Origin of the sequence: uncultured Maribacter sp. (assembly GCF_963977385.1) — a bacterium.
Classification (GTDB): Bacteria; Bacteroidota; Bacteroidia; order Flavobacteriales; family Flavobacteriaceae; genus Maribacter.
Genome location: NZ_CAXBOU010000023.1, coordinates 34012 through 47213, shown reverse-complemented (window position 1 = coordinate 47213; position 13202 = coordinate 34012). Strand labels below are relative to the sequence as shown.

The following is a 13202-nucleotide window of genomic DNA, read 5'->3' as shown; positions in this document are numbered from 1 at the left end:
TAAATAGTTGATTAACTTAGGCACAAGTGAAATATTATATATAAATGTAGCTATCCAATTGCTGTCTACAAATAAAGAGTAAGAATGGCGAAAATTGAAGGAATTAGAATATCTAACTATAGAGGGTTTAGAGAATTCGAATGTCACTTTGGCGAAACGAATTTCATTTGTCTAATAGGAAGAGGTGATTCTGGAAAAAGCACAATTCTTGACTCAATTGATAAAGCACTTAGCTCACAATGGAACTTGGTCTTTCACGATACGGACTTTCATAATGGTAATTTAGAAAAACCCATTGAACTTGAAGTCAGCGTCTACAATGTTCCTGAAGAGTTGCTCCTAGATGAAAAGTTCGGGTTATATATTCGATTCTTGGCAAAAACAGGAGAGATACTTGACGATCCACTTGCAAAAGAAACAGATGGTTCCACCAAATTGTTGACAATAAGACTGAGTGTTGACAAAAGTCTTGAGCCTAAGTGGTGTGTGATTTCCAAAAGACCTTATCAAGAAGATAAAGAAATCAGTTCAAAAGATAGAGCGAAACTTAGTATATTCTCCATTACCGACTATGTAGATAGACACTTTTCATGGAGTAAAGGCAATCCTCTGTACTCGCTTGTGCCCAAAAATGCTGGCCAGGGTGCTGATGAAAGACCTCTATTAGACGCGTTAAGAGAGGCAAAAAGGAAAATTGACAACTCCGATTTCAGCGACTTAGATGAGCCTCTTAAAAAAGTTATTGCAACAGCAAAAGGTTTTGGCATTGATATTAAAGATGCCAGTACAACTATTGATTTCAGAGATCTTACGGTAAACGAAGGAAAGGTCTCTTTACACTCGGGAAGTACGCCCTTTCGTTTAAAAGGAAAAGGTTCAAAAAGACTTATTTCATTGGCTATACAAAGTGAACTGACAAATAATGGTGGCACTATTCTAATTGATGAGCTAGAGCAAGGACTTGAACCTGACAGAGCACAGCACTTAGCTCAATCGCTAAAATGCAATTCCAATACCCAGTCTATAATTACAACCCATTCAAGAGATGTGATAGTAGAATTGGACGCAACAGACATATTTAGAGTTAAAAAAGGGCAAGGTTCACTTTTTCGATTGGACAAGCAACTTCAAGGTGTATTGCGAAGTAACCCTGAGGCATTTTTCTGCAAGTCGGTTATAGTCTGTGAGGGTGTAACCGAAGTCGGATTATGTCGAGCATTGAATCAATCTAGAATTAGCATAAATAAACCAAATTCAGCATTTCTCGGAGTTCGCTTTGCGGATGGACATGGTTCAGAAATGGTAGAGTATGCAAATGCATTTAATGCCGCCGGGTATAGAACGTGCCTTTACTGTGATTCTGATGAACCGAATGTACAAGAAAAAAAAACGGCAGTGGAAGCATTGGGCATTACTGTTATTGATTGCGAGTACGGTTTATCTTTCGAAAAGCAACTTTTCAAAGACCTTGAATGGCAAGGAATAAAAAAACTTTTGAAATATAGGATTGAAGAGTTAGACCAACAAGGAGTTGAAAATAGCCTTCAGGCAGTTGAAAATAGCCTTCAAGCCAAGTGCAATATAACCTTGAACGATAATTGGATGGATAATGAGTCGATTGAATTACGCTCGGCGATTGGCGAAGTTGCCGGATCAAAGAAGTGGTTTAAAAGAGTTGATCACGGTGAGTTCGCCGGTAAAATATGCTTAATAGACGAAAATATACCAAGCTCGACAGGCTTTGGTAAAATCCTTTCTAAACTCTCTAGTTGGATTGACAATGATTGATATTATGGACTTTACGGCACATAGAAAATCGATGTTAATTGCACCAGCTGGCTATGGTAAGACATATACTATTAGCTCAAGTCTTAAAGCTTTGTCTGAAACAGGGAAGCAGTTGGTCCTCACACATACTCACGCTGGGATATCATCTATTAAGGAAAAGGTTGCTAAGGAGGGTATTCCAAAGTCAAGCTTTTCGATAGAAACGATTTCAAGTTTTTGCCAACGTTATGTTCAGGCCTTCCATATTGATAATGATATCCCGAATCAGGATGAAGGAAGTGTCTACTACTCCTTCATATTGGAGAGGGCAACACTTCTACTAGCAAGGGAATGTGTCTCATCAATGGTCAAAGGCTCATATTCTGGTTTATTTGTAGACGAGTATCAAGACTGCTCAATTTCACAACACAATTTCATCAATGTTCTGGCAGCTATACTTCCTACAAGAATTTTAGGGGATCCGCTTCAAGGTATTTTTGGATTTAATGGAGATATTCTGGTCGACCTTGACAATCCTGTTCAGATGGTTGGCTACGCTGATAAAAAATTTGAGCTTTACCAACCACAGCGATGGATGAGGCAGAACAATACTCAGCTTGGGGAAGACCTAAAAAGCATTAGACAATTGCTACTGTCAAAGAAGCCAATATATTTATCTTCATTTACCTCTATTGAGAGCCACACTTGGTCTGCTAATGAAGTCTATAATGGATACTCAGATTATGCAAAGAAAATCAGAGATCTTCTTAATTTAGAGAATGTCCTTTTCATTCATCCAGTTTCGCATACCGTTCAACCACGTTTGAAATTTGCGAAAAATTTTGGTGGTCGATTGAACATGCTTGAGTCCATTGATGCCAAGGAACTGTATCAACTAGCAAAAATTGCAGATCGAATCGATGTTGAGGAGCCGATTTCAATAGTTCGAGAAATGTCAATCATGCTTTTTAATAAGACTGCGTTTAATAGGTGGTTTAACGATCAAGGATTGAAAAGAAAAAATAGTCAAGAGGATAAAAATGCTGTGTTCCCAGTGAATGAATACGCCAATCAAATGAGTATTGGCTGCTCATTTTCTTCTGTAGCTGAACTACTCACTCTTGTTTCGAAGCTACCAGATATCAGGAAATACAGAAGAGATTTATATGACTCAATTTATTGGGCTCTAAAGGAAGCACAAAACGATAATGTTAGTGTGCAAACCGCAATGGAAAACAGAAGAAATAAGTTGAGACGAGTTGGTAGAAAGGTATTTGGAAGGTGCCTAGGTACAACTTTGTTGACCAAAGGGTTGGAATTCGAAAATGTTGTTGTACTTAATGCACATGAATTCAAATGTCCAAAACATCTTTATGTTGCCTTAACCCGTGCATCGAAAAGACTAGTTGTAATTTCCGAGAAACACACTTTGCAACCTTTATGAAAAAAGAAGAAAGAGTCATATATAAAATGTGTTGCCGCTCTACGCTATTTGGGTCTTCGACTTTAGCATACGTAATACAATTGCTACATTGGGAAATCTTTTATAAAGGGCAATTAAATACATCGATTTTAAGCTAAACACCAGATATATTATTTAGTTGAAATGTACTTATATAAGTGGTGGTAAATTTTAAAAAATGTTGCTAAAAAAAACCTCTGTACTACGTCGATTACCCTTGCTTGATGAAAAACAGTTATTAATACTGGACTCTTTGAGATTCACAATTGATATTATTGACTATAATTATGGAAAACTACAGAGTAGAATTTTAGGGATTTCTACAGGAAAAGAATATAAAATACATCCTCAAGTTTTCCATTACGCTTGGAGCTTGTTGGACAATATTCGGAGATTCATAAGAATATATAAAGTTCTACCTAATGATAAAAACTACCCCTTAATAACCCCAATAGAATATGTTAACTCTCCAAGAAATACTTTTCAGCATTTGGACGAGAGAATCGATGAATCCTTAATTGACTGTCGACAGCCATTTTTCGGAACACTGAAGTGGACTTTTCATGACGAAATATTAGAGGAGGCATACAGGTTTATAGCAATAAGTGGAATACTTTACGGAAACCCTGGAAAAGTAGAGTTCATTGAATTTGATAAATCTATTGTAATCGAGAACATCTACTTGGAAACAGTAGACAGAAAAAAACAGACCGAAATAAACATATCTCAGCTATATTTGGACTTCCAAAAAGTTGTATATAATTTAGAGAAATAGTTAGAAATTAAGATTTCTGAAAATAAATCAGTTCTAAACGATTGGTCATCAAGACAAGACGTTATTTTAAAAATTAAAAGGAATTTGCCAACAGATATATGAATAACTAAGAAATAACCAAAGCTCTTAACCAAAGACCCATCTATAGCGACAAAGTTCAAATAAAGGATTATATGTATGTTGTAAAACATTTTGATATGAGAAACCGAAACTTTAAGAACCTAATATTAATGTCTATTGTCATTCTCAGTTACTCATGTGTTGGCGGAAAATATACCTATGAATTCGATACAGGAAAGAATTTGGACTTTAGTAGTGGCAAATGGATCCTTAATGACGTAAGATCCAATTCAAAAATCGAAAACAACAAAAGACTTTATGAGGAAATACACGAGGAGTTTAACAAAATTCTTGGAGACTCATTAATCGACCTTACCTCATTGAGAAATGTTGTATTGGTCGCTCCGGAAATAAAATTTGAAGCAACCCAGTCGGAACTAAAAGAGCTATATGAAAACTCGAATTGTGATTTTTTAATCAATGTTAGGGGACAAATTATATCCAATAATGCTAGTAGCTTTTATACAAATAACCAATCATCCTCTTTTAATACAAGCAACAGGTCTTCAGTCTCCATAAAAATTTATGATTTGAAAAGTGGCACCATGATATCTTCTTCAAATGCTAATGCAATAGATACTGAAAGACATTCAGATTTTGAAAAAGATGGTGCTCTTAATTGGACTACTCGTGCGGAACCTATGATGATAAGGGCGGCAGAAGGATTGATTATTAAGTATAGCAAATACCGACTGGACAAATAAAGACGTATTATAGTAAAGAATCCAGTTAAACTGAAGTTCAAATAAAGGATAAGTTAGGACACCACGTCGTTAATCATAACCATACAAATTAAAGAATGGAAAACTTAAAGAAAGAACAAATTCGATTAAAGGAATACGGCGAATCAGTTTTCGAGGATAAAACTAACTTTGAAAAGTGGTTAAAGACAAAGTCAAAAGCCTTGGGCGGGATAACCCCTGAATCACTTTTAAAGAGTGCAAGAGGCGTACAGAAGGTTATGTATGCTTTAGGAAGAATTGAACACGGTATCTTGGCTTAAAGTTCAAATAAAGCAAGAGTTAGGACACCAAGTCGTAATTCGTAAAGTTCAAATAAAGGATGGTATTATATTTTAAAGAAGATATTATATTGCTTTTTTAGAAATGTAGATTACGTATTAGAATTTCGTAAATGAGCTTATTTGCCGTTAATTTAAAGGCAGATAACCCAAAACACCCAAATTTTTGTTAAAAAGGGGCTAATTCGGTGGACCTTAAAATTAAGAGTTTGTTTATCGCCCGAAAACAGGCGATAATGTAGATTATGGATAGTTCCTCTTTCTCCGCTTTAAAAAAAGCCCTATATCTTATGATGTAGGGCTTTCTTCATTTAGTATATGATTGAAATTCTATTTAAACAAAAGTGAAAAGCTTTTTTAAATACCGGAAATTTTCAATATGACTACAAGTATTTTATGTTTAAGAATGTATTTGAAAATGCTAATTTATTTAAATACAAAGCCTTGTAGACTCTATGTTTACAAGGCTTTATTTTTTTAAAAATCTTTTTAATTAAAAAAAACATTAGTTGATTTCTTCAATCACACTACCGCAGGTGAGCATGTCATTACCATAATATGGATTTTTAATATCCTTTTCAGTACTCAACCAAATTGCCCCTTTGTTATTATTTGCCATTGGGCATTTTTGAACGAATAGTATCTGATTATTACCATCGGCATTCATTGCTATAGGAACTATATTTTCGTTTAGCAAAACAAAATAATTTCGTTGATTTTTTAAATCATCATTTTCTGAAATGGCATCGATCATTTCGATGCTTTTCTTAATATGTAATTGTTCCATTTTTCCCAAACTTCCTGTATCTAATGCTTTTAAAGACTTGGAAGTCTTTTTCGCGAAGGCAGAAACTTGTTTTACATCATTCTTTACAAAAGCATCTTTCATTTCAAGGTAAGGCTTGATTACGTCATTAAAGCTATTTTTAAAGCTTTCTGGAAATTTCATTTTCATTTGAGATATTGGCATTTCAGATTTGACTACCTTTCCTTTATTCATCATTGATTTTTTTCCTTGTAGTTGTGCTGCAGCATCTACAGTGAAAATACCATTTGTTACAACTTCATCTCCATCTTGTAAGCCGGCACTAATCCTATAATTTTCTCCATTTCGCTTGTCGATAGAAACCTCTCTCATTTCAAAAATGGGCTCATTAGGGTTTGTTTTTATATAAACTAATGACCGTTCACCAGTCCACATTACAGCAGAGGCAGGTATGTTAAGCATTTCTGATTTTACTGTTTTTCCTTGAATCTTGCCTGTTACGAACATACCAGGTTTAAATAAATTATCATTATTTTTTATGGTTGCTCTCACTGTTATAGTACGAGTCGCATTATTAAGTATAGGGTCGATAAATGATATCGATGCATCAAATTCTTTAGTACTATATGCATTCGCGTAAATCTTTATTTTTTGACCTTCTTTTAGATTTGAAATTTGATTTTCATATGCATCGAACTCTGCCCAAACGGAATTTAGATTGCTTACTTTTAGAATAGGCTGCCCTTGCTTTATATAATCACCCTCACGTGCCATTACTTCTGAAACAGTTCCATTAATTGTTGCATAAACAGGAAAGTTGTCACGGACATTACCTGAAGATTCTATGGCGTCGATTTGTGTATTTGAAAGCTTCCAATTTTTCAATTTATTACGAACGGCTTTGTAGAGTGCAGGTTGTGATTCTTTTAAAGAAGCAGCTGTTATTAGTTCTTGTTGTGCTGCAACAAGGTTTGGCGAATAAATAGTAGCTAAAAGTTGACCTTTAGTTACTTTTTGGCCATCATAATTTACATTTAGTTGCTCAATACGACCGTCAAAATAGCTCGCTTGCACCTTGTTATTCTCTTCATTTGCAGCAATTTTCCCTGAAAGCGATATTATTCCATCTTTTTCCGAAGGGGTATTGCTCCCCACAATGGTTGTTTGAATATTAGCGAGAGACATTGCATTTTTAGACATTTTTATCTCATTTATAGCAAGTTCTTCTGCGCCAGTCTCCGCAAGAATTAAATCCATTCCACAAATAGGGCAATCACCAGGTTCTGGTAGCATAATTTGTGGGTGCATAGAACAGGTCCATACTTCTTCTTGGGGTTCATTAGAATGGTCATGTGTATCAGAAATAGTTGATTTTGAGTTCGATTTAGAACCATTATTTCCGAAAATAATCCAACCAGCAAATAAACCGACGAATACAGCAATCCCTATATATAAAATATTCTTATTCATAATAACAGTACTTAAGTAAGTAAATAATTACACTTTAAATTTGAAAACTATTCGTTTTCAAGTCTCGTAATCATCGCCTTCATTTCTTCTATTTCTTTTTTTTGTGCTTCAATAATATCATTAGCCAATTTTTTCACTTCTGGGTCTTGTATAGCTGCGCGTTCACTAGTTAAAATTGCAATGGAATGATGTGGAATCATTGCTTTCATCCACAATACATCACCAACAATTGGTGCTTGTGTTCGAACTAACATTAATGCACTTATAAATAGAGCGATACTACCGACAATAATGGCTTTGTTTTTCTTCTTATTCTTATACATGTTACGCATTGCTACAAACATGATAATAGCCATTGTAGAAATACCTAAACAAGTCATATAAAACCTGGTTAAGCTAAGATATACATGGTCAATAGCATATGTATTTAAATACATTGTAATATACATGGCTACGAATGAAGCTGCTAGCATTCCAATAAATTTTGTGTATTGGTTTTTCTTCATTGAATCGTGATTCATATTTTTAGTGCTATCCATCTCTTCGGGGTTTTAACAGAAATTAGTTTATTGATTTAGTTTTTAATCTCAGTGCATTTGCAATAACGGATACCGAGCTAAAACTCATGGCTAGAGCAGCAATCATTGGTGATAATAAGAGTCCGAAAACAGGGTATAGCACTCCGGCTGCAATTGGAATACCAATAGTATTATAAATCAATGCGAAAAATAAGTTTTGCTTGATATTCTTCATTACGACATCACTCAAATTTCTCGCTTTTACAATTCCGTGTAAATCACCTTTTACCAAAGTTATCATGGCACTTTCAATGGCAACATCAGTTCCAGTTCCCATGGCTATGCCAACATCACTTTTTGCCAAAGCTGGTGCATCATTAATACCATCGCCTGCCATAGCCACAATATGACCCTGTTCCTGCAACTTTTTCACCTCTGCTAATTTATCTTCTGGAAGCATTCCCGCTTTAAAGTCCGCGAGGTTTAGCTCTTTGGCCACCGCTTGTGCGGTATCATAATTATCGCCAGTAAGCATTATTACGGTTATCCCTTTCCCTTGAAGTGCTTTGATAGCTTCGGCACTTGTACTTTTTATTTTATCACCAATAACAACATAGCCAACTACCTCTTTCTCAATGGCTAGATAGGATACCGTTTTGCCTTTCTTTTGATGTTCATTAGCCGCATTTTCGAGTTCAGAGTTTAGAGTAGCATTAACGTGTTCCATCATTTTAACATTCCCTAAAGCTATTTTTTTGCCCTTTATTTTTCCTTCTACTCCTTTTCCGGTTACAGCATTAAAGTTTTCGGTTTTCAAGATTTCTACCCCTTTTTCTTTTCCGTATTTCACCGTTGCTTCCGCAAGTGGATGTTCACTAGAATTGTTCAAGGAAGCTATGTATTGTAATACTTCTTTTTCAGAATAATCCCCTCTCGAGGTACCAATAGCCTCTACCGTTGGTTTACCCTCGGTAATAGTTCCTGTTTTATCAACAATTAGAGTATCTACCTTATACATTTTCTCTAGGGCTTCGGCATTTTTAACCAACACTCCGTTCTGAGCTCCTTTACCGACCCCAACCATAATAGACATGGGAGTAGCAAGACCCAAAGCACAAGGGCAGGCAATGATTAAAACAGCAATGGCATTCACCAGAGCAAATACATACGCAGGTTCTGGACCCCAAATGGCCCAAGCCACAAATGTTATCACCGAAATAATCACCACTACTGGTACAAAATAACTAGAAACGGTATCTGCCAACTTCTGAATAGGAGCTCGACTACGACTGGCGTCGTTTACCATTTGTACAATTTGAGACAGTAAGGTTTCGTTACCTACTTTTTCGGCCTTCATTAAGAAAGACTGATTTCCGTTTATAGTTCCACTACTTACTTTGTCTTCCAATGTTTTGTTAACAGGGATAGGCTCACCCGAAATCATAGATTCATCAACGGTGGTTTGTCCTTCAATAATAACTCCATCTACAGGAATTTTTTCTCCCGGTTTCACCCGCAACGTATCGCCTTTTTGTATTTTCTCAATAGCAACATCTTCTTCAATTCCATCTACAACACGTACAGCTTTATTAGGAGCTAGTTTCAACAGTTCCTTTACGGCAGAATTTGTTTTGCTGTGAGCACGTGCCTCTAGCACCTGACCCATTAAGACCAACGTAAGAATAACGGTTGCCGCTTCAAAATAAACATGTACCGCACCCGATTCCGTTTTAAATTGCGGAGGAAAAAAGTCTGGAAACAACATTCCAAAAACACTAAAAAGCCAAGCCACACCGGCACCAATGCCAATGAGGGTAAACATGTTCAGATTCCACGTTTTGATACTTCGGTAAGCGCGTTCAAAAAACATCCATGTGGCATAAAAGACTACGGGAATAGAAAGTGCAAACTGAATCCAGTTCCACCATTTCTGCTCCATAATATCGTACAGCGGATTATTAGGAATCATCTCGCTCATGGCAATGAGAAAGATGGGCAAGGTTAAAGCAAGTGCTATCCAAAACTTTTTTGAAAGTTTTTTATATGTCTTTTCTTCTGCGGAAAGGTCTGGTTGCAAAGGCACCAAATCCATTCCGCAGATAGGGCAACTTCCTGGTTCATCGCGAATAATTTCTGGGTGCATAGGGCATGTCCATTGCTCTGAATTGGTTGCACTTAAACTTTGTTCTTCCACTAAATCCATTCCACAAACCGGACAATCGCCTGCTTGATCATAGGTTTTATCGTCCTCGCAATGCATGGGGCAGTAAAACGTACCTGTTCCTGTTCCTTTTGGTTTTTCTTTTTTCTTTTCCGAGTGATGCTGATGTTCCCCTACATTATGAATGCTATATGAACCGCCATCATCTAGCAGCGCTTTCTGAAAATTTTCTATAGGAATATGAGACTCCATTTCAATCGTGGCCTCAGCCTTCTCTAAATCCACAAATGCATTACTTACACCATCAACTTTTGATAGTATGTTTTCAACGTGATTACGGCAACCATTGCAGGTCATACCGTGAATGTGATATGTATGTTTCATAGGTATAATACTATTTGATTGTTCAAAAGTACTTCTGGTTCAGCATTTTCATTAGTACGATTTTGGATACTATTTACACAATTTGGTCAATGGATTTTCTGTCCCATTGTTGTAGGTTCTTAAATTCGGTCATGGACATTCCTGTAATATTTTTAAACTGTCTCGCCAAATGTCCGCTATTGTTATAATTAAGACTATACGCTATCTCGGAAAAATTGAGTTGCCCTAACTGAATCTTTTCTTTTACATTTTCAATCTTTAAATTGATTTCATATTTTTCAATGGTCATTCCTTCTGTTTTACTAAACATTTTACTCAGTGCCGAATATGATTTATTAATCTGCTTTGTTAAATAGTTGGATAGATTAGTGTTGTCCTGATTCTCAATTTTCTTTATCAGAGCAATCTTTATTTTTTCTATTAAGCTATCTGTTTCATCTTTAATAAGTTCAAATCCATGGCTTTGAAGTGCATCTTCTACTTTAGACAACTCCACCTCACTTTTTCCACTAATTTTGACTTGTCCCAATTCTACCGCATCAACCGTGTAGCCCAAGTTTTTGAGTTCGCGTAATACAGTCGATTTGCAACGGTCACAAACCATGTTCTTGATGTGAAGGATTTGCTGCATTTTATTTTAATTTTTTCCGCATGGCTTCTGAAATATTTTCGGCATAAACACCGTACGCATCAACTAAAAGGCCTTTAATCCCTTTTTTAGAATGTATGGCATATAGAATGCTATTGTCGTCGGTACTGCTCATGCCTTCAAATCGATAGAATTCATCTACTTCAAAATCTTCGGGATGTAATTTCAATTTTAACGCATTGCATTCGATATGCTCGTGCTTCAAATTGAAATCATAAGTGTATCCACGCTTTTGTAAATTGTGGATGCCTTCTGAAAGTGTGTCGTAAGTTTCCATATGTATTTTATTTAGCAATGATTATTCTAAAATCTCCAATAAACTATTCATATAATTATTTAGCGCCCTCTTATCTGAATCACTCAAAATGGCATTCTTATGAATCAATGTATATGAATATAGTGGCATTTCATCATCTTTCACTTGATTTATTATTGACTTTAATTTACTGGACTTCCTTCTATCGGAAAGTTCATTCCAAAGATTAAAATTCAATTCGCCTTTAGCATTTTTAACGTGGTCTTCTAAAAACCAAGCTGCAGGCTGTACATTGCTGTACCAAGGATATTCTGTATTGTTACTATGGCAATCGTAGCAGGATTCTTGTAGTATGGTTCTGATATTTTGTGGTGGATTGTTGACCAACAAAAAATCTGTTTTTGGTACCACGCTACTTTGATTGCGTTCTGTGGAAAAAAATTGAATCGCCACAAAAGCAAATAATAATCCCCATGCTATGATTTTAAAAATTTTCATTTAAACTTTTTTAATACTACAAGGAATCCGCCGTAAAAAAAGCGACGGAACTACCTTGAAGATTTTAAGTGATATTTACATGGTAGATTTAATCTCCTTCTCCACTTTACCACAGGTCATCATTTTGCTTCCGTAATATGGATTTTCAATATTTTTGTCCATACTCAACCAAGCGCTACCCTTGTCGTACATTGGGCAAGTTTGTTGGTATAGTGTCGCATCGGTTCCTGTAATCGCTACCATATCCATCATATCTTTACTCAACGTTTTAAAATGCTCACGTTGGTGGTCCATTTCACTTTTTTCAATATGCTCGGCATGCTCTGTAGCATCAGCAATAATGTCTTTGAGTTCCTTTTGTTGTGATGCCGTATAACCGCTCATATCAAAGATTTGTAAACTTCCAACTATTTTAGTTCCTGCCTTTGCAGCAGCATCTTTATTACTAGCAACCAAGGCTTCTTTTAAAGTCATATAATCTGCAACTACTTGTTTTGAACTGGTCATTTGCCCATCATGGGATGCCATATCCATGTTATCATGTTCCATGGTGTTATCTTTATTTTCATCATGAGTCATTTCAGAATGGCTATCACCATTCACATGTTCTTTTTTATCGTCTTTACAAGATAAAGCGGTTAAGCTTATAAGTGCCATTGCAAGAATTGTTGTTGTAACGTGTACTTTTTTCATTGTGTTGAGGTTTAAAATTTACTTATTAATTAATTGCTATAATTTTTTGATTACATCTTCTAACATTGCCGTTATTTCTGATGCAATTTTATTAAGTGCTTCATTGTTTACAGCTTGCATTGAAGCCATCGGATTAACTGCGGCAACTTCAATAATCCCTGACTCTATTTCTTGAACAATGACATTGCAAGGTAACATCGTACCAATTTTATCTTCTGCCTCTAGAGCTTTATAGGCAAATGGCGGGTTACAAGCACCCAAAATTTTATATTTCTTGAAATCTACATCCAGTTTTTTCTTTAAGGTTTTCTGAATATCTATTTCAGTAAGAATACCAAAGCCTTCTTTTTTTAAGGCTTCTGTCACTTTTTCTATTACCTCCTCGAAGGTTCCATTGACTGTTTTATTAAAATAATATTTCATTGTTTTTAATTTTTAATATTCAACGTTCGTTTATGTTCTTCATATTCTTCTTTAGATATTTCACCTTTTGCGAATCGACTGTCCAGAATTTCCATGGGTTTTTCTTCCTTCACGGTATTTTGTCCATTTCGTCTGTTGTACAGAAATACTGCCAATACAAGCATCAACGGTATGGGTATCCACCACCACATCATCATAATTGTATAGTTTTAATAGTTAATTAATTATTTTCATTTGTA

The 13202-nt window shown here is 35.6% G+C and carries 14 protein-coding genes; 5 read left to right on the top strand and 9 right to left on the bottom strand.

Going from position 1 to position 13202, the window contains the following annotated elements; genetic code table 11:
- Positions 1-84: 84 nt before the first annotated feature.
- The 5 genes from AAC084_RS19175 to AAC084_RS19155 all read left to right on the top strand — a co-directional run bounded on the left by AAC084_RS19175 (position 85) and on the right by AAC084_RS19155 (position 5127).
- Positions 85-1788 (top strand): AAA family ATPase, encoded by a 1704-nt coding sequence (locus AAC084_RS19175; protein WP_339841923.1) that lies wholly within the window; start codon positions 85-87, stop codon positions 1786-1788.
- Complete coding sequence (locus AAC084_RS19170; RefSeq protein ID WP_339841921.1) at positions 1781-3211, top strand: UvrD-helicase domain-containing protein; 1431 nt, start codon at positions 1781-1783, stop codon at positions 3209-3211. Before AAC084_RS19175 ends, AAC084_RS19170 begins: the two co-directional genes overlap by 8 nt.
- Positions 3212-3407: 196 nt before the next feature.
- Positions 3408-4004, top strand: a complete 597-nt coding sequence (locus tag AAC084_RS19165) for a hypothetical protein (RefSeq protein ID WP_339841919.1) — start codon at positions 3408-3410, stop codon at positions 4002-4004.
- 197 nt (positions 4005-4201) lie between these two features.
- Complete coding sequence (locus AAC084_RS19160; protein ID WP_339841917.1) at positions 4202-4828, top strand: hypothetical protein; 627 nt, start codon at positions 4202-4204, stop codon at positions 4826-4828.
- A 95-nt stretch (positions 4829-4923) separates the two neighbouring features.
- Positions 4924-5127 carry an MbcA/ParS/Xre antitoxin family protein gene (locus tag AAC084_RS19155; RefSeq protein WP_286827712.1) on the top strand — a complete coding sequence of 68 codons (204 nt, stop codon included), beginning with the start codon at positions 4924-4926 and terminating at the stop codon, positions 5125-5127.
- 523 nt (positions 5128-5650) lie between these two features.
- Here the strand turns inward: AAC084_RS19155 and AAC084_RS19150 are convergent.
- The 9 genes from AAC084_RS19150 to AAC084_RS19110 all read right to left on the bottom strand — a co-directional run bounded on the left by AAC084_RS19150 (position 5651) and on the right by AAC084_RS19110 (position 13160).
- Positions 5651-7381: an efflux RND transporter periplasmic adaptor subunit gene (locus AAC084_RS19150; RefSeq protein WP_339841915.1), complete on the bottom strand. Its 1731-nt coding sequence runs from the start codon at positions 7379-7381 to the stop codon at positions 5651-5653.
- 47 nt (positions 7382-7428) lie between these two features.
- Positions 7429-7920 (bottom strand): DUF305 domain-containing protein, encoded by a 492-nt coding sequence (locus AAC084_RS19145; protein ID WP_339841914.1) that lies wholly within the window; start codon positions 7918-7920, stop codon positions 7429-7431.
- Positions 7921-7942: 22 nt separating this feature from the next.
- Positions 7943-10444, bottom strand: a complete 2502-nt coding sequence (locus tag AAC084_RS19140; RefSeq protein WP_339841912.1) for a heavy metal translocating P-type ATPase — start codon at positions 10442-10444, stop codon at positions 7943-7945.
- A gap of 73 nt (positions 10445-10517) precedes the next feature.
- A complete protein-coding gene (locus AAC084_RS19135) occupies positions 10518-11075 on the bottom strand; it encodes a helix-turn-helix domain-containing protein (protein ID WP_339841910.1) in 558 nt (185 codons plus the stop codon).
- A 1-nt stretch (position 11076) separates the two neighbouring features.
- Complete coding sequence (locus tag AAC084_RS19130; RefSeq protein ID WP_339841909.1) at positions 11077-11370, bottom strand: phosphoribosylpyrophosphate synthetase; 294 nt, start codon at positions 11368-11370, stop codon at positions 11077-11079.
- A 21-nt stretch (positions 11371-11391) separates the two neighbouring features.
- A complete protein-coding gene (locus AAC084_RS19125) occupies positions 11392-11847 on the bottom strand; it encodes a heme-binding domain-containing protein (RefSeq protein WP_339841908.1) in 456 nt (151 codons plus the stop codon).
- A 75-nt stretch (positions 11848-11922) separates the two neighbouring features.
- Positions 11923-12540 (bottom strand): DUF3347 domain-containing protein, encoded by a 618-nt coding sequence (locus tag AAC084_RS19120; RefSeq protein ID WP_339841906.1) that lies wholly within the window; start codon positions 12538-12540, stop codon positions 11923-11925.
- Positions 12541-12576: 36 nt separating this feature from the next.
- Positions 12577-12963 (bottom strand): DUF302 domain-containing protein, encoded by a 387-nt coding sequence (locus tag AAC084_RS19115; protein ID WP_339841904.1) that lies wholly within the window; start codon positions 12961-12963, stop codon positions 12577-12579.
- Between the two features lie 5 nt (positions 12964-12968).
- Positions 12969-13160 (bottom strand): SHOCT domain-containing protein, encoded by a 192-nt coding sequence (locus AAC084_RS19110; RefSeq protein WP_339841903.1) that lies wholly within the window; start codon positions 13158-13160, stop codon positions 12969-12971.
- Positions 13161-13202 lie beyond the last annotated feature (42 nt).